Raw genomic sequence first — 17,034 nt, forward strand, 5'->3', positions numbered from 1 at the left:
CGCCCCGCCGCGTCTGCGCAGCATGCCGTTAGCCGATTTTATCGGCTATCACGACCTCGCCGGAGCCGCAGGGCGAGCCCTACCCGCGGTTCGCCTCCCGCACCGCCTCGGTCATCTTGTCGCCGCCCTCCGCGTGCCAGCGCTGCGCAAACGCGTCGAACGCCGACAGCGGCAGCTCTCCCGTGATGATCTTCGCGTACGTCTCCGTCTCAAGACTCTGCAAGTTCGTCCACATCGTCGCGAGCGACGGCGGCGGGTCCGCGAAGAAGCTCGCGACCTTGACCGACTCGGCCCGCCCGACGCTGCCCCACAGCTGATAGGCGGTCGAGCCCGCCCAGGCGTCCAGGTTTTTGCGCGGATACTCCCGCTCGGTCTGGGCGTCGTCGTACAGCCGCTTGGTCTCCTGGTCCAGCTGCCCGGGATCGAGCTTGCCGTCAAGCGCCTCCGCTAACCAGTCGTGACGCTGGGCGATCGCGTCGGGATAATCGAGCAGCAGGTCGAACGGATAATAATTGCGAAGCTGCGTATCGAGCTGCTCGGTCACCGCCAGCAGCCCTTTGGCTCCCGGGTCCTGATTGCGCTCGATCCGCGTGAACACGTTCAGCAGCTTGAGCGCGGCTTCGGGATGCTCGTAGCCCTTGCGGACGACCAGATAGCGGTCGGTGACCGGCGAGTCGCTCACGTTAAAGCGTCCCGTCTCATCCAGCGGCACGGCGTAAACCCGCCAATCCGCCTTCGTATCCTGGGAGATCGACTTGGATAACGGATAATAAGGCGCCCACCACGGTCCGAAGAAAATGCCCGTCTTGTTCTCCGTCACCAAGTCCTGCGAATCCTGCCGCAGCATGAATTGCTGGTCCAGCACGCCGTCCTTGTACCACTGCGCGAGCAGCTTGAGGGCGTCCTTGGCCTCGCGCTGGACCGACCCGTAGACGGGCCGTCCGTCCGAGCCAGCGATCCACTTGCGCGGATAGGCTTCGAAAGCCGCGAAGACGCCGTTCAGCCCGTTATTGCCCGTCTTCTCCCCGTAGACCATGCCGCGGTCGACCGGAATGCCCACCGTATCGGCTTTGCCGTTGCCATCCGGATCGAGCTGCCGGAACGCCTTCGCGATCCTGGAGATATCGTCCAGCGTCTTGGGAGCCGCGAGGCCGAGCTTGTCCAGCCAGTCCTGGCGCACCCACAGGTACGTCGGCGCGTCCGCTTCGATCGCGACGTTCGGCAGCCCGTACAGGCGTCCGTCGATCGACGCCTCCTGGAGCGCCTTGCCGCCAGTGGCGTCATAGATCGACTTGACGAGCTTGGACGCGTACTCGCCGTATGTCTGCGTCAGATCGGCCAGCTCGCCGGCCTGCGTCAGCTCGCGGAACTGCTGCCGGTCGACGACGAAGGCGTCCGGCAAGTCCCCGCTGCGGATGGCGTAGTTCATCGTGGCCGCGTACTGCGCGCCGCTCGGCGTCTCCCACGCGTACTTGATCGAGATGCCGGTCTGCTCGCCGAGATATCGGCTTACGAAGTTGTTCTCGCTCGTATCGCCTTCAGGCAGGACGATATCCGAATATTGATGCGGAATGCGCATCGCGACCGGCGTCTCGTACTTGGCGAAAGCCTGACGGTCGGCCGGATCCACGCTGGCGCTCGCGTCGTCCTTCGCCTTGCCTTCGCCGCCTCCGAAGCAGGCGGTCAACGCAAGGGCGCAGACCGCCAGCGCGCAGGCAATTTTCGCCGCGGCCGCCGCGGCGCCGGTCGAGGCGGCACCGCGGACGCGGTTTTGCTCTCCCTGTTGCTTTTCCCCGACGAAGCGCCCATCGCGGGGCTTGTTCGAGGCGGCGTTCACGGACGGCCTCCTTCGTGCAGCTCCTGGCCCGCGCTCCGGTACTCGGACGGGAGCAATCCCGTCCGGTCGCGGAACAAACGGCTGAAGTACTTGTCGTCCTCGAAGCCGACCCGCCCCGCGATGTCGCGGATGGGCAGGTCCGTCCCGATCAGCAGCTCCTTCGCCGCCGTCAGCCGAAGCTTGCGTAGCGCATCGCCGAACGCTTCGCCGGACGCGAACTTCTTGAAGCACTGGCTGAAGTAGCTGCGGCTCATGCCGATGCGGCGCGCCACTTCGTCCTGGTTCAGGTCATGTCCGGCGTTGCCCTTCATATAAAGTACGGCACGGATGAGGCTGCCGAATACCTCCCGCGACAGCGACAGCTCGGCAAGCCGCTGCTGGGTAAGCAGCGCCGCGGCGGACAGCCAGCTTTTCCACTGCTTCCAATCGCACAGCGCTTCGGGATCCCCGAGAACGTCCGCCAGCCCGTCCTCGTCTCCCGCTCCCCCGCGCCATCCCAGATACGAAGCCCCGTCGGCCGCAAGCGAGCGAAGCCACTCCTGCAGGCGCGCCGGATCGACCTGCCACTGCTCGACCTGCGCGGCGAACTTGCGCCAGTCCTCGCCGTAGAGCAGCCAGCGGCACTCGGACCACTCCGCGAACGCCGCGTCCAGCTCCGCCGGCGCCGGCCCCGCTGCGGCCTTGAGCTCGCTCAGCGTGATCCCCCGCTCCCCCGCGTCGCCGCTCCCGCGATAGAACAGACGCACCGGCAGCCGCTCCGCGATCGCGCGCTCCGCCTCCCGCGCCGAGACGCGCTCGTCGGCGCCGGCGGTCACGAGCGCGGCCTGCCATTTGTCCGCGACATGCGCCGGCAGCTCGCGCAGCCAAGCCTCCGCCTGATCTGCTGCTGCGGTCCAGATCCAGAGACCGCCCTCGAGCCTGCGCGCCTTGCACTCGGGCGCCAGACTTGCCGGCGGCGTCTCGTCCCTCGCCGCGCGTCCTTTGGGCGCCAGCACCATCGCCGCTTCGAACGGGCGCTGCGCCGGCGCCGACGTATGGCGCCGCTCCCATTCGAAGCGCTTGACGATGCGCTGCAGCGTCTCGTCTACGTTGCTCTTGTTGAGCAGCGTCTTGACGATGTAGTCGATCGCGCCAAGCCGCAGCGCCTCCTGCACGTAATCGAACTCGTGGTAGCAGGTCAGAATGACGGCCTTCGTTTTCGGATAGCGGCTCCGGGCCTGGTCGATCAGCTCGAAGCCCGACATGCCGGGCATTCCGATATCGACGAACATCATGTCGATCTCGCGCTCGCCGAGCAGCGTCAGCGCGGACGCCCCGTCCTTCGCCTCGCCGACGATGGAAATGCCGTAGGCCGACCAATCCGGCAGCGCGATAAATCCTCGCCGCACGCGTTTCTCGTCGTCAACGACCAGCGCTTTGATCATAGAGCTCCACCTCGCTTCGAATCGGTATGTGCACGGACAGCGTCGTTCCCTCGCCCGGCGCGCTGCGGATGCGCAGCAGGTCGCCGCTGCCGTAGTAGCTCTCGAGCAGCCGCTTGACGTACTTGAGGCCGATGCCCATCCCTCTGCGGGAGGCGCCCTCGTCCTCGAGCAGCGCGGCAAGCGTCTCGTCGTTCATGCCCGGACCGTTGTCGGTCACCTTGAGCGTCAGCATGCCGGGCGCGTCCGGCTGCCGCTCGACGACGATGCGGATCTCTCCGCCTTCCTCGCTCTGCCCGTGGTAGATCGCGTTCTCTACGAGCGGCTGCAGCAGGAAGCGCGGCATCGCGATCGACTCCGTGCCCGGCTCCACGTCGATGCTGAAGGTCAGCTCGTCCTCGTAACGGTAGCTTTGCAGCTCGATATAATGGCGCAGCGCCTCGAGCTCCTGCCCGACGGTGACGATCAGGCTGTTTTTACCCATATTGTATTGGAGCACCTGGACGAGCAGCGTCACGATCCGGTCGATCTCCTCCTGGCCGCCCGCTCTGGCGACCCACTGCACCGTATTAAGCGTGTTGTGGAGGAAATGCGGGTTGATCTGGCTCAGCAGCTTCTCCGTCTCCAGCTGGTACTTGGCCCGTTCGTTCTGGCCGATCTCCAGGATCAGCCCGTTGACCGTCGTCTTCATATCCTGGAAGCTGCCGAGGAGCTGGTCGAACTCCTCTACCTTCATATATTGGACCGGCGCCTCCCGGTCCCGGGTCATGCGGACGATCTCGCGGTTCACCTTCCTGATAGACCCGTATACCTTGCGCCAGACGAGCATCGCGAGCACGATCGCGAATCCGAACGCGAAGGCGAACAACAGCGCCAGCCGCCGAAACCAGTCGTTGATCTCCCGGTTGAATTCGTTTTTGCTGACGGCCGTCATCAGCTTCCAGCCCTGCGGGCTCTCGTAGCCGAACAGATAGTAGCCGCGGTAGGGCCCGCCGTTCAAGGCGGCGATCTCTTCGTAGCGCAGCTGCCCCGGATCGAGCGGCGGCTCGCCGTCGTCCGCGAACAGCGCGTCGCCTTCCTCGTCGAACACGTAATGCGATACCTTCATGCCGTAAAGCGCGCTGTTTAAGATTTTGCGGAAAAGATTGTAGTTCGACTCCAAATAAATGTAAACCGGCTTCTGTTGCTCCGTGCGCACGACGCGCAGGGACGAGATGACGGTGTTGTCGCTGTTCTTGTATTGCGTGCGGTGAGGTCCGTGGAAAACGGCGCCCTTGTACTGCACGAACGGCGGCAGGTTGTCGATCGAGAAGCCGTCTGCGACCGGCAGGTTGTTGAACAACACCGGCTCCGCGGCTTTCGGCATGTAGTAAACGGTGAGCCCCACGTTCGGACTCGTGAAGTTGACCAGATTCAGGCTGTCCTCGATATCCTGCTTGATCTCCGCCTTGTCGTAGGTCTGGCTCGCCTTCAGATAACGGTTGACCAGCTCGGCCAGCCGCCCGTCCAGCGCGAACTGCTTGGAGACGAAGTCCAGGTCGTTCAGCATGTTCTCCATCCCCGTCGCCTCCTGCTTGAGGCTCGCGTCGATGCCGCTGCGGATCTTGCCCGTCAGGATGGAGTGCAGCGACGAATACGTGTAGGCCGAGAACAAGATTGGCGGAAACAGGCAGGCGATCAGCAAATAGATGACGAGCGTGCGCCTCAGCGTGCCGGACTTGAAGGGATGAGGCATCTTCAGATATCGTGACAGGAACAGTTGCGTGCATCCCCTCTCGTTGCGTCGGGCTCGCCGCCCCTGTATACGCTTTCTAGTTTAACAAATTGCGCGGCCTCCCGACAGCGGAAGCCGTTTCCTCGCCGCAATGCCGGAAAAGCTTACCGCCGTCCCCCTGCGAGGGCGGCGATAAGCTTTAGTCCGATGTAGCGCGACGCTTACTTGCTGCGGTATTCGAATACTTTCTCGTTTTGCGATTTGTTCCAGTTAAAGACGTCGTCGTAGCCGAGACCCTTGGCCTTCGTAATCATTTCCTTTTTCAGCTTGTCGAACTCGGCCTGGTTCTTCGCGAACACCATCTTCCAGGAATATTGCTTGATGACCTGCGCGACCTGGCCTTGCTTCTGCGACAGATCGTCGGAGATGACCTCCGGCGCGGTGCCGGTGAAGATTTGTTTGTTGATCGCGATCTTGTCGTTCTTCTGCAGATAATCCTTGGCGCTCGTCGCGCCGCCCATCGCGGCTCTCCAGTTTTCCTCCAGCTTGTTCGGCGCTTGTGCGAGCGTCGAGGTCCACAGCGTGTAGTCGTAAGGATCGCCCGTCTCCGGATTGATGCTGGTCATCTTGAGGGTCGTGTTGTTGATTTGGTTCTGGCCGTCCTTCCACGTGCCGCCGCCGAACGCTTCAGGTACCGCCGTAGCGTTGGACGGGAGCGCCTGCTTGCCGAAGTCCGTCAGGACGGGCTTGCCGTTCTCCAGCTTCCAGTTGAGGCCTTCCGGACCGTAGTTGGCGATCATCGTGCCTTCAGGGCTGTACATCCAGTCGAGGAATTCGAGGACGCGCTCCGGATGCTTCGCCTTGGCGCCGATCGCCCAGACGCGGTTGCCGCCGTACGGATTGTAGCCGTAGGAGAACGTGCGCTCTTCTTCGAACGGCACGAGCGCGAAGCCCTTGCCCTCGGCGAGACGTTCAGGCGTATTGTACGTGTTGAGCCACGGGAACCAGGTAAACAGCAGCTGGCCGTCCGTCATCTTGTTGACGACGTCGTCGAACTTCTGCGTCATGGAGTCCGGATCGACCAGTCCCATTTGGTTCGCGTCGAAGTACAGCTTCAGGCCGCGCATGTAGTAGCCGTCCTCGTCGAGCACGCCTTGCACTTCGCTCTTGTCGGCCGATATCAGCGTGAAGCCGCCGTTGTTGAAGCCGTCTCCCTCGTCGAAGCCGTTCAGACCCGCCCAGGCTTTGGTGTTCATCATCATATTGCCGTCCCAGTCCTGCCACATCGAGAAAGCGTACGTCGGCCGGCCCGAGTCGCTCTTCGGCTCCAGCTCCTGCATTTTCTTGAGCACGGGGAGGTAGTCCTCCATCTTCGTAATCTTCGGACTGCCGGCCTTCTGGTACAGGTCGAAGCGAAGATTGGGGTTGTAGGTCATGTCCTTGCCCTCGGAAGGACCGTCTCCTTCGCCGACGTCGAAGCCGATGCCGTATACCTTGGAGCCGCCGCCGAAGTTGACCTTGTTCTTCTCGATCGCTTGAGGCGCATACTTCAACAGGTTCGGTCCGTACTTGTCGAGCAAGCCGTCCTGCGTCCAGTCGAGCAGCATGCCCGCCTTGATCGCGTCCTGATACTTCTGCCCGTCGTCGCCGAACACGACCAGGTCGCCCAGGCTGCCCGCGGACATCATCGCGGAGAACTTCACGTCGCCGCCGCCCTCGAGATTCGAGGAGATGATGTTGAGGTCGAGGTTGAATTTATCCTTGACGACCTTGGCGAACCAGCCCTGCTGCTCGCCCGAGAAGTTGGAGAGCATCGAGAACACGTCGATCTTGTACGCGTCGCGCTGCGGCGCGCTCGAAGCGGAAGCGCTTGCAGAAGCGCCGGACGATGCCGAGCCGGACGGCGCCGCGGATGGCGAAGCGTTGTTGTTATTGTTGCCGCCGGAGCAGGCTGCGAGGCTCGTTGCGAGCAGAACGGCGACGGATGCGGTTAGCGCTTTTTTCTTTTTCATCTGAACCACGGGGTAGTCCTCCCTTTGATAGATAGCTATTGGTAAACGCGGTCTAGAGCATGGAGCTGTCTGCCATTCCGGTCACATCGCGGGCTCCGGATTCACCTCCTTAGGTGGGCCCGCTGGACTGTCGGGGATTGCCGGTGCCTGCCGGCGACCATGCGCCGGCGTTTCGACCGTCAGCCTTTAACTGCGCCGATCATGATGCCTTTGACGAAAAACCGCTGGAAGAACGGATACACGAACAAAATCGGGATGACTACGATCATCGAGACGGTCGTGCGAATCGAGGTCGCCGTCTGCATCTTGGACAGGTCGACGTTCGCCGATCCCCCGCTGCTGCGGATGATGGCCGCGAGCGAGTTGGATTCGTTCAGATACTTGTAGAGCACGAACTGAAGCGTGTAGTATTTCTGGTTAGTCATGAGGAATACGGTGTCGATAAAGGAGTTCCACTGCGTGACGGCGGCGAAAATGGCGATGGTGGCGGCGATCGGCATGATAAGCGGCAGGATGATGCGGAAGAACAGCGTCATCGTCCCTGCGCCGTCGATCTCGGCCGATTCCTGCAGCACGTCGGGCAGCGATTCGACGAACGTTTTGACCAGGATTACGTAAAACGGCGAGACGATCATCGGCAAAATGTAAGCCATGAAGTTGTTCGTCATGTGCAGCTTCAGCATGATGACGTACCACGGGATGATGCCCGCGTTGAAGTACATCGTGATCATGATGAACCGGTACCAGAACGTGCGGCCCCACATCTTGCGCTTGGTGAAAATGTAGCCGAGGAACGCGGAGCCCGCGACCGTAGCCACCGTCCCGATGACCGTACGTCCGACGGAGACGATCGCGGCCTGCGACAAGCCTTTGAGTTTCAGCACCTGAAGGTAGTTATTGAAGTGAATCTCCTTCGGGTACCACATGACGAGCCCTCTCGAGCTTAAGTCGTTGCTGCTGATCGTATTGATGAACAGGTAATAGAACGGGAACAGGCACAGCAGCGTGAAGATGGCGAAGAACAGATAGTTGAACGTGTGGAACACTTTGTCCCCGGTCGAGCTGCGTATCTTCAAGTTCGGCCCCTCCTTTGCTTAGATGATCGATTCCCCGCGAACCCACTTCGACAGCCGGTTGGCGAAGAACAGCAGCCCGATGCTGATGATCGACTTCAGCATGCTGACGGCCGTCGCGAACGAGAAGTTGGTGCCGAGCATGCCCGTGTTGTAGACGTACAGGTCAAGCACTTCGATATGGTCCTTGTTGATCGGGTTCTGGAAAACGAAGTACTGCTCCATCCCGTTGTTGATGAAGTTGGCGATCGAGAGCAGCAGCAGCACGAAGTACGTCGGCATGATGCCCGGCACCGTGATATTCCACATCTGGCGGAAACGGCCCGCGCCGTCGACCTTGGCCGCATCGTACTGCTCCTGGTCGATCCCGGTGATCGCCGCGATGTACATGATCGCGCCCCAGCCGAGCCCTTTCCAGGTGGCCCACAGAATCATGGCGAGCCAGGTGTGGCTGTCGTTGGCCAGGTAGTTGAAGCCGCGGTCTTGAAGTCCGAGCTCGATCAGGAGCCGGTTGATGAGACCGTTATCCACGTTAAACATCATGAAGGCGATGGCATAAACGAGCACCCAGCTGATGAAGTTCGGCAGCGTCGTCAGGATCTGCACCGTCTTCTTGAAGCGCATCGACCGGATCTCGGACAGCAGGATCGCGAAGGCGACCGGCAGCACCGAAGTCACGATGCCGAGGGTGCTCATGGCGACGGTGTTCTTCATGACCCGCAGCACCTCTTGCGTCTGCGTCGGGTTGGAGAAGATCGAGCGGAACCATTGCAGGCCGACGAACGGCGTGTCGCTCAGCTTGAAGCCGGGGCGGTAATTGTAAAGCGAGTAGATCCAGCCGTACAGCGGCATATAGCTGAAGATAAAAACGAGCACAAGGAAAGGAAGCGCATACAAAAACAATCGGTAGCGTTCCGCGATGCCGCGTTTTTTGGCGGCTGGCTGGGCGACGGTCTGAGGATGCTGCGAAGTGCCGACAGCCGAACTCATAAGATTCCTCCTTCTGGGGTTGCGGGGTTGCGAGCTGCGCCTTCGGACCGATCAGGACGGCCGGCAGGCTGGCGACGTTTGAACGTTTGAAAGGCAGCGCTGCGTCGAATGAATTGGAGAAAGCGTTTTCTATCCATCGACTTCGCCGTCCCTTTCCTCTCTTCTACGCCTCTTATTGTATCTAGCGCGGGATATGTAAGGGGATACAAAACGGTTGCTGCGTGCGGGACAGCTGTCGCGAGACATCGAACGGGATTCCGCCCCGCGCAAACGAATTTCTACCTGTCCAGACCGCCCGCTTCCGGGCTTAAGCGCGCGGACACGGGAAAAACGTCGGAACAGGGAGGCGAGCCGCGTAAAAAACAATTTGCCAGAAGATGAAATATTTTATATTTTAAAAGCGGGCCCGACTATACAAAAAAAGGCAATTCAACTGTAATCAGGAGGTAGATGATGTGGAGAAAAGCAATATTGTCCGGTTAACGCTGTGGCATGAATTCGACGGACCCGGCGATACGTCCGTCGAGACGCTGGAGGAGATTTGCAGGCGGTTCGCCCAGAGAGAGAACATCCAAATCGCCTTGGAAACGATGAGTCTGCGAGAGCTGTCCGAACGGCTCAAACGCACGGCGCAGACGGGCGCCGCGCCTGATATGGCGCTCGTGCCGGCGGATATGGCGGCGTTCGCCGAAGCGGCGCTCCTCTCGGAGGCGCCCTTCGCCGACTTCGAGCGGGAGATCGGCACGGACATACTCGAAGCGATGGCGGTCGGGCGGAAGGTATACGGCGTGCCCGTGCTGACCGGCAATCATCTCGTCATGTATGTGAACAAAAGCGTGCTCGCAGAGGCGCCCGCCTCATGGGACGAGCTGGAACGGTCCGCTCCCGTATTAGCCGGGCAAGGCATCGCTCCGCTCGGCGGCGACCTGGCGCAGTCGTATTGGTTCATGCCATTCTATATGGCCTTCGGAGGCAAGCTGCCCGGGAACGGCGACGACAGGGAAGCTGCGATGCGTCAAGCGCTCGATTTCGTTCGGGAGAAGCTCGCGCGCGGCACGCTCGTCAGCCTCGACGGATCGACGGCGCTGCTCGAGCGGTTCGCGGCGGGCAAGCTCGCGGCGATGATCGGCGGCGAGTGGGTATACAACCATCTCGACCGGCTTTTGGGGGACCGGCTGCAGGTCGCAGCGCTGCCCGCGATCGAAGGCATGCCGGCCCCGGCGCTGCGATCGTCCATCGGCCTCGTCTATCCGAACGATTCGCTCCATTCGCCCCGCCGGCAGGCCATCCTTGCCTTCACGCGCTACATGCTGAGCGAGGACATCCAACTGCTGTGGGCCGAAGCGGCGCAGCGCATTCCGGCCGGCCAAGCGGCGCGCAAGCGGCTGGCGGCCCAAAGCGATCCGAACCGCGCGGCCATCCTCGGACTGCTCGACGGCGCCGTCGCCGTGCCGAACGACCCGGCGATGATCGGCTTCTGGTCGGCGGTCGAGCGACGGCTCGCGGTGCTGCGGGACGAGCCGGCGCAGGCGCTCGCTTCGGCGGCGCAGGAGCAGCCGGACAGCTGTATTACGGAGGAAAAACATCGCGATCCGGATACGTTTATCTTTAATAGGGAGGCATTCGAATGAGCGCTCAGCCTGCGGTTCTTTTTGTAAGCACGGAGGTGTATCCGTTCGCCAAAACGGGCGGGCTGGCCGACGTGTCCGCGTTTTTGCCGAAGGCCCTCCGCGCGCGGGGCTGCGACATTCGTATCGTCATGCCCAAGTTCAGAGGCATAGAGGAACGGTTCGGTCACTTGCTGCGGCAGGAGGCCGCCTTTCCGCTTGCCTTCGCCGGCCGGACGACCGATTGCGTCGTCCAATCCGTCCGTTTCGGGGATAACTTCGTTTATTTGATCGACGCTCCGCATTATTACGACCGCGAACGCCTGTACGACTACGAAGACGAGATGGAGCGATTCGTTTTCTTCAGCCTCGCCGCCCTTGAGGCGCTGCCCAGGCTGGCGTTCCGGCCGGACATCGTCCACTGCAACGATTGGCTGACCGGCTTCGTCCCCTATTTTCTACAAGAACGCTACCGGCAACAGGACTTTTTCCGGAACATGCGCACGATTTTCACCATTCATGCCATGCTGTATCAGGGCGTATTCCACCGCGATCTGACGAAGCGGCTGCTCGGCGTCGAATGGGACACGTTTGCCGCTCGCGGGCTCGGCTTCTACGGTCAGATCAATTGCATGAAGGTCGGCATCCTGACGGCAGACCTCGTGAGTACGGTCAGCCCGAGCTATGCCGCCGAGATCTCCAAGACTTCGCCGCTTAATATCGAGCCGCTGACGGAATCGCTGCGCAGCCGCAGGCGGAGTCTGACGGGCATTCTGAACGGCATCGATCCCGAAGCGAACGATCCGTCAGCCGATCCGCGCCTTTACGCGGGCTACGACGCCGAGCGGCCGGCCGGCAAAGCGGAAAACAAACGTCGGCTGCAGGAGGCGCTCGGACTTCCCGTACGGAGCGATGTGCCGGTCGTCGCCGTCGTCTCGCGGCTCGAGATTACGAAGGGCTTGTACTTGATCGAGAAATCGTACCACGAGCTGCTGAAGGACGATCTGCAGTTCATTGTCGTAGGCGACGGCATTCCTTATTACGACCATCTGTTCCGTACGATGCAGGAGGCGTTCCCCAATCGGATGCGCTATCTCCCGTACGACGAGACGAGCGCCTACCGGACTTACGCGGCGGCCGATTTATTCCTTATGCCTTCCTATACGGAGGCGTGCGGCATCAGCCAACTGATCGGAATGCGCTACGGTGCCGTGCCGATCATCCGCGAGACCGGGGGCCTGCGGGATACGGTCGAGCCCTACGACCCCGTGCGCGGGACGGGCACGGGCTTCGCGTTCAAGTACGCGAGCCAATGGGTTATGCTGGACGCCGTCCGGCGCGCGATCGAAGTGTACCGCCGCCCGGACGAATGGCGCAGCCTCACGTATCGCGCGATGACGCACCCGGTCGGGTGGGAGCAGTCGACGGAACAATATTTGAAGTTGTATACGCGTGCGGTACAGCTGCCGGCACTTCAACGTCAAAGCGACGCGCAAGGCCAAGAGATTCCGCAGTCGTTCTAGCCGAAGCCATGCACAAGAGCGCCTTCCGTCCGCTTGCGGCGGAGTCGAAGGCGCTCTTTGGCTTTTTTAACGAGCTTAAGCTCGCTTGCGGTCGGATGGCAGCAGCATGGCCAGGAAGCCCACAACCGGCAGAATGCCGATCGTCTGCATGACCTCGGACATGCCGTAGACGTCGGCGGCCTTGCCGAGCACGACGGCACCGATAGCGCCCATGCCGAAGGCGAGGCCGGTCGTGAGGCCGGAGGCCATGCCGACTTTGGTGGGCAGCAGATGCTGCGCGTAGACGACGGCGACGGAGAAGCCGGACAACAGGATGAAGCCCATGATCGCGATGACCGGATAGACGGCCCACAGCGGCAGGTACGGCAGCGCGAGCGAAAAGGGCAGCGCTCCCACGATCGAGAGAACGATCATTTTTTTGAGCCCGATCCGGTCCGCCATGACGCCGCCGAAGAAGGTGCCCGCCACGCCGGTCGCGAGGAACAGGAACAGCGGGATCTGGGCGGAAGACTTGGACAAGCCGTAGTGGTCGATCAGGTAAAATTGGTAAAACCCGCTGATCCCCGAGTGGTACCATGAGCGGCCGAATACGATGAAGACGAGCAACGTCATGGCAAACAAGGCCCGCGGATGGTTCGTCAGCTCGGCGACGGCAGCAGCGCCCGCTTTGCGCTTCGCGCTGGCCGCTTCGCTTTTTTCCCGCCAGGCGATCAGCTGTCCCTTGTACCACGGCACCAGCCACATCAAGGCTGCGATGGCGAATGCCGCGAACAGCGTCCCCCAGATCGCGCCATGCTGACCGAAGGGGATAAAGATCACCGCAGCCATGAGCGGCGCCAGCGAGCTGCCGGCGTTGCCGCCGACCTGATAGATCGATTGGGCCAGTCCCCGCTTCCCGCCCGCCGCGAAGTAAACGACTCGCGAGCCTTCAGGATGGAATATCGAAGAGCCGAGACCGATGAACATGACCGCGAGCAGCACGCTCCAGAACGCCGGCGCGAAGGCGATGCCCACCATGCCGATCAGGCTGAGGCACATGCCGAGCGGCAGCAGGTAAGGCCTTGCGGTCTTATCCGTGTAGGCGCCGACGACCGGCTGCATGACCGAAGACGTCATATTGAGCGCGAACGTGATCCAGCCCACTTGGGCGAACGACAGGCTGAGCGACTTTTCGAGAACGGTGAACATCGCGGGGACGACCGCTTGCATGGAATCGTTCATCATATGAACGAAGCTGATGCAGAGCAGCACGGGCATGACGGCGAGAGAGGCGTCGCGGGCGCTGCCCGGCTCGGCGCGCGTCGATGCGGTGGATGCCATGAATGATTCCTTCTTTCGGGTTCTTTCGGATTTTTCCGCTTGATGAAATTAAAGTTTAGGAGCGGTTCGCCGCGAAGTCAAGCGAAGAATATCGATCGGGGCTATCGGAATAAAGCATATATGACTGAATAGCGCCTTTGCCCAGCGATGTCGATGGCCCGCCTAGGGATTGCCGGCGTTGGAAGCGGACATATTGACTACTGAGACACCTTTCCTATTCGTTCTCGTTCTCGAGGATGTCTCAATGATCAAGCGACATGGGGAGGCTAGGCCGAACGTGCGAAAGAAAGTGCTGCGCGACTGGATGCTGCTCGCCGTCTTCGTGACGGCTGCGATTGTATTAATGCTGTTTCACCGCGGTCCCTCGCTAGCCGCGAATAGTCCCGAATCCTCAACTCAAAACGAACGGGCCAGCGAAGCCGCCGCCCGAAACGTATCTCTCTCGGCACGTCCCGCGGCGCCCAAGCTTTTGGCGTTGGCACCGGACTTCTCGCTCGAAGGCTTGGACGGCGCCACGCATTCCCTGTCCGACTATCGAGGCAAGCCGGTCGTTCTGAACTTCTGGGCTTCCTGGTGCGGCCCGTGCAGAGAAGAAGCCTCGGCCCTCGTCAAAACCGCAGCGCACTACAAAGACACAGCGACCGTCGTAGCCGTCAATTTGACCGCTTCCGACGACGAATCGTCAGCACGCTCCTTCGCAGCCGATCAGCATTTCGCGTTTCCCGTGCTGCTCGACCGCCTGGGGACCGTCGGAGAGCTGTACCGCATCCGGCCGATTCCTACGACGCTGTTCATCGACGCCCGGGGCGTCGTTGCGGATGAAGCGCTCGGCGCGCTTGACGAGACAGAATTTGCGCGTCGGATCGCCGCGCTGCTCAAGCCGGCGGGCCGCGATTAGTCCCGTCCGGCGCCGGCATCCCATTCCAATGCACTCCAATGCCATTGCAACCTGTCCCCAGGCGGTTAATAATGAAGGAATACGGTCTTGCGCACGCAACGAAGCGCGGGAATTGCCGTGCCATCACCGCCTGGGGAGGCATGCCAGATGAAGCATTATCGCGCGTTGATAGCTAGATTAGGCGGCGAAGAGATTGTCGCTTCAGTCGAAGAATTAGAAATTCCGTCTCTGCAGGACGGCGAAGTCCGCATTCAAGTCGCTTACTCCAGCGTGAACTATAAGGACGCCCTGGCGGTCAGTCCGCGCGGCAACGTCGTCAAGCGCTACCCGCACGTGCCTGGCATCGACCTGGCGGGCACCATCGCCGCTTCGAAGGACGCGCGGTTCCGCGAGGGAGATTCGGTGCTGGTCACGGGTTACGGCCTCGGCGTCTCCGCGGACGGCGGCTATGCCGAGATCGCGCAGGTGCCGGCCGACTGGGTCGTCCCGCTGCCCGCCGGCCTCACGGCGCGGGAGGCGATGGCCTTCGGCACGGCGGGCTTCACGGCGGCGCTGTCGATACTGCGCCTCGAAGAGGCCGGCCTCGCGTCAGGACAAGGCCCCGTCCTGGTGACGGGCGCCACCGGCGGCGTCGGCAGCGTCGCGGTCGCGATGCTGGCCGGCCTCGGCTACGAGGTGGCGGCCAGCTCGCGCAAGGCCGACGCCGAGGCGCAGGCCTTCCTGCGGGGGCTCGGCGCGAGCGAGCTCTTGCCGCCGGAAGCGCTGCGCATGCCGGAAGGCAAAGCGATCGCGCGCGAGCGCTGGGCCGGCGCCGTCGACCCGGTCGGCGGCCCGGCACTGCTGGACGTGCTCGGCACGGTCCGCTACGGCGGCGGCGTCGCGCTGAGCGGCTTCACGGGCGGCGCGGACTTCGCCGCGAACGTCTATCCGTTCATCTTGCGCGGCGTGAAGCTTCTCGGCATCGACTCGGTGCTCTGCCCGATGCCGGAACGGCTGCGCGCATGGGAACGGATGGCGGACGATCTGAAGCCGGCCGGCCTCAGCGACGCGATCGCGCGCGAGGTGGCGCTCGAGGAACTGCCGGACGCGCTCAGCGCTATCCTGCGCGGCGAGATGCGCGGACGCGTAATCGCGAAGCTATGACGGCGGCAGGCATGGCGAAAAAGGAAAGCCGAGCGCGGAATCAATCCGTGCTCGGCTTTCCTTTTTTTTCATATATAAACCCTATCGTTCGTCCGCGAACTTGAAGCTTCGGGCCAGATAGATGACGGGCGTCGACGCGGCGGAAATAACGAACTTGAGCACGTAGGTGGTGATGGCAATCTCCCAGAAGACGTCCCAGGGATATAAGCCGATGAAGGCGATCGAGCTGAAAATGAGCGTATCGACGAGCTGGCTGATGCCCGTGCTGCCGTTGTTGCGGATCCACAGCTGGGAACGGCTCGGGTAAGCGACCTTCAGGCGGCTGAAAATGCGCACGTCCAAGAACTGACTGACGAAGTAGGCGCACAGGCTGCCGAGTACGATGCGCGGCGTTATGCCGAAAATGGTCTTCAACGCATCTTGGCTGAAGTCGTCGGCGCCAGGCTTGAAATAAAGCACCATCTGCATGATGACAAGCGACATGATCATCGTGAAGAAGCCGAACCAGACCGCCTTCCGCGCTTCCTTTTCCCCGTACTTCTCGTTCAGCAAGTCGGTGGTGAGGTAGATCGTGGCGTAGATAGTGTTGCCGAGCGTCATGACGATGCCGAAAATTTCGATCGTCTTGACGACCTGGATGTTGGCCAACAGCGTGGCGGCGCCGATCCAGGTGTACAGCCCGTTCTTGCCGAACAGACGGTAGCAGACGAGGAACAACGCGAAATTGACCGCGACGAATCCCACGCCCCAGAGCAGGTTAAACATATTGGACTTCCTCCTAGTTTTGATGACGCGGGAGTTTTCGAACCGCGGCTCCGTGTCCCGGAGCAATGCCTACCATTATAGCATAGCGCTACGCGCGCGCCAGTAAAAAAAACGCCAGGGCGATCGACGATCGCCCTGACGTAGAGTTGGCGGGTATCCGGGACGCCATTCGCGCAGCGCCTGGCGATGGCTCGACCGACAGCGTTGCGGATGGATCGGCCAATCGTCGATCGCTTCGTCCTTTCGCCGCAATGCCTGCAAATATACATCTTTTCATGCCGCTGTCGGCCCTTTTGTACAAAATAGATGCAAATACGCAATTATTTCCCTCCACTAGCCCGATTTTCGGTTTGTGTTTTGAATTTACCTGCATATTTGCATGTATTTGATGAAATGCCGTTCGTCGGCAGAAAAAGCATGTACAAAAAGTCAATTTCATAATTAATTTGGTCATGGAGCCAAGCATGAGGCCAATGTTGGGGAAGTCCTTTTTTTGAGGTTAAGCGGCTGGTTTTGCTTCGCGGATGCGCTTGTTTAATTTATCTATTGCAAGTTTGCATACATTGTATGTGAGACAACTTAAGTCCATATCTACGAATGCACGTCTTTTAAGCTTTCGCGTCGTGCCTAATTCCAGATAAAGTTTTAAATAGGCAAAGACACGCTCAACCGCGGTCCGCTGTTTAAATAATTGATGGAACTTTTCACTGCCTCGCCCAGGTGCAGTGTAT

At 61.2% G+C, this 17,034-nt stretch carries 12 protein-coding genes and 1 pseudogene; 4 read left to right on the forward strand and 9 right to left on the reverse strand.

What is annotated here, in order from left to right:
• Nucleotides 1–79 precede the first annotated feature (79 nt).
• From ACFOTD_RS27095 to ACFOTD_RS27120, 6 genes are all read right to left on the reverse strand, one after another.
• Nucleotides 80–1,837, reverse strand: coding sequence for a type 2 periplasmic-binding domain-containing protein (locus tag ACFOTD_RS27095; RefSeq protein ID WP_378123071.1), 1,758 nt, complete (start codon nucleotides 1,835–1,837; stop codon nucleotides 80–82).
• Complete coding sequence (locus ACFOTD_RS27100; protein WP_378123072.1) at nucleotides 1,834–3,261, reverse strand: response regulator transcription factor; 1,428 nt, start codon at nucleotides 3,259–3,261, stop codon at nucleotides 1,834–1,836. Before ACFOTD_RS27100 ends, ACFOTD_RS27095 begins: the two co-directional genes overlap by 4 nt.
• On the reverse strand, nucleotides 3,239–4,993 hold the full coding sequence (locus tag ACFOTD_RS27105; RefSeq protein WP_378123073.1) for a sensor histidine kinase: 1,755 nt from the start codon (nucleotides 4,991–4,993) through the stop codon (nucleotides 3,239–3,241). The genes ACFOTD_RS27100 and ACFOTD_RS27105 overlap by 23 nt, the downstream gene beginning before the upstream one ends.
• 200 nt (nucleotides 4,994–5,193) lie before the next feature.
• On the reverse strand, nucleotides 5,194–6,984 hold the full coding sequence (locus tag ACFOTD_RS27110; RefSeq protein WP_378123088.1) for a type 2 periplasmic-binding domain-containing protein: 1,791 nt from the start codon (nucleotides 6,982–6,984) through the stop codon (nucleotides 5,194–5,196).
• Nucleotides 6,985–7,163: 179 nt separating this feature from the next.
• Nucleotides 7,164–8,060 carry a carbohydrate ABC transporter permease gene (locus ACFOTD_RS27115; protein ID WP_378123074.1) on the reverse strand — a complete coding sequence of 299 codons (897 nt, stop codon included), beginning with the start codon at nucleotides 8,058–8,060 and terminating at the stop codon, nucleotides 7,164–7,166.
• 18 nt (nucleotides 8,061–8,078) lie between these two features.
• Nucleotides 8,079–9,047 (reverse strand): ABC transporter permease, encoded by a 969-nt coding sequence (locus ACFOTD_RS27120; protein ID WP_378123075.1) that lies wholly within the window; start codon nucleotides 9,045–9,047, stop codon nucleotides 8,079–8,081.
• A 455-nt stretch (nucleotides 9,048–9,502) separates the two neighbouring features.
• Between ACFOTD_RS27120 and ACFOTD_RS27125 the strand changes: the two genes are divergently transcribed.
• Nucleotides 9,503–10,678, forward strand: a complete 1,176-nt coding sequence (locus tag ACFOTD_RS27125; RefSeq protein WP_378123076.1) for a sugar ABC transporter substrate-binding protein — start codon at nucleotides 9,503–9,505, stop codon at nucleotides 10,676–10,678.
• Nucleotides 10,675–12,177 carry a glycogen synthase gene (locus ACFOTD_RS27130; protein WP_378123077.1) on the forward strand — a complete coding sequence of 501 codons (1,503 nt, stop codon included), beginning with the start codon at nucleotides 10,675–10,677 and terminating at the stop codon, nucleotides 12,175–12,177. Before ACFOTD_RS27125 ends, ACFOTD_RS27130 begins: the two co-directional genes overlap by 4 nt.
• Before the next feature lie 75 nt (nucleotides 12,178–12,252).
• On the opposite strand, the gene ACFOTD_RS27135 is transcribed toward ACFOTD_RS27130, so the two are convergent.
• On the reverse strand, nucleotides 12,253–13,497 hold the full coding sequence (locus tag ACFOTD_RS27135; protein WP_378123078.1) for an MFS transporter: 1,245 nt from the start codon (nucleotides 13,495–13,497) through the stop codon (nucleotides 12,253–12,255).
• A gap of 277 nt (nucleotides 13,498–13,774) precedes the next feature.
• Between ACFOTD_RS27135 and ACFOTD_RS27140 the strand changes: the two genes are divergently transcribed.
• Nucleotides 13,775–14,395 carry a TlpA family protein disulfide reductase gene (locus tag ACFOTD_RS27140; RefSeq protein WP_378123079.1) on the forward strand — a complete coding sequence of 207 codons (621 nt, stop codon included), beginning with the start codon at nucleotides 13,775–13,777 and terminating at the stop codon, nucleotides 14,393–14,395.
• Nucleotides 14,396–14,542: 147 nt separating this feature from the next.
• Complete coding sequence (locus ACFOTD_RS27145; protein ID WP_378123080.1) at nucleotides 14,543–15,538, forward strand: acrylyl-CoA reductase family protein; 996 nt, start codon at nucleotides 14,543–14,545, stop codon at nucleotides 15,536–15,538.
• 81 nt (nucleotides 15,539–15,619) lie between these two features.
• Here ACFOTD_RS27145 and ACFOTD_RS27150 read toward each other — a convergent pair whose 3' ends face one another.
• Both ACFOTD_RS27150 and ACFOTD_RS27155 read right to left on the reverse strand, forming a co-directional pair.
• On the reverse strand, nucleotides 15,620–16,303 hold the full coding sequence (locus ACFOTD_RS27150) for a queuosine precursor transporter (protein WP_378123081.1): 684 nt from the start codon (nucleotides 16,301–16,303) through the stop codon (nucleotides 15,620–15,622).
• Between the two features lie 499 nt (nucleotides 16,304–16,802).
• Nucleotides 16,803–17,034: pseudogene (locus tag ACFOTD_RS27155) on the reverse strand (transposase); the annotation flags it as partial.

The organism is Cohnella sp. GCM10012308 (assembly GCF_042649185.1).
Classification (GTDB): domain Bacteria; phylum Bacillota; class Bacilli; order Paenibacillales; family Paenibacillaceae; genus Cohnella.

Excerpts from the sequence above, each read along its gene's own strand:
- ACFOTD_RS27130 (WP_378123077.1), top strand. The coding sequence starts at position 10,675 with ATGAGCGCTCAGCCTGCGGTTCTTTTTGTAAGCACGGAGGTGTATCCG.
- ACFOTD_RS27100 (WP_378123072.1), bottom strand. The coding sequence starts at position 3,261 with ATGATCAAAGCGCTGGTCGTTGACGACGAGAAACGCGTGCGGCGAGGA.
- ACFOTD_RS27150 (WP_378123081.1), bottom strand. The coding sequence starts at position 16,303 with ATGTTTAACCTGCTCTGGGGCGTGGGATTCGTCGCGGTCAATTTCGCG.
- ACFOTD_RS27110 (WP_378123088.1), bottom strand. The coding sequence starts at position 6,984 with ATGAAAAAGAAAAAAGCGCTAACCGCATCCGTCGCCGTTCTGCTCGCA.
- ACFOTD_RS27145 (WP_378123080.1), top strand. The coding sequence starts at position 14,543 with ATGAAGCATTATCGCGCGTTGATAGCTAGATTAGGCGGCGAAGAGATT.
- ACFOTD_RS27135 (WP_378123078.1), bottom strand. The coding sequence starts at position 13,497 with ATGGCATCCACCGCATCGACGCGCGCCGAGCCGGGCAGCGCCCGCGAC.
- ACFOTD_RS27120 (WP_378123075.1), bottom strand. The coding sequence starts at position 9,047 with ATGAGTTCGGCTGTCGGCACTTCGCAGCATCCTCAGACCGTCGCCCAG.
- ACFOTD_RS27105 (WP_378123073.1), bottom strand. The coding sequence starts at position 4,993 with ATGCCTCATCCCTTCAAGTCCGGCACGCTGAGGCGCACGCTCGTCATC.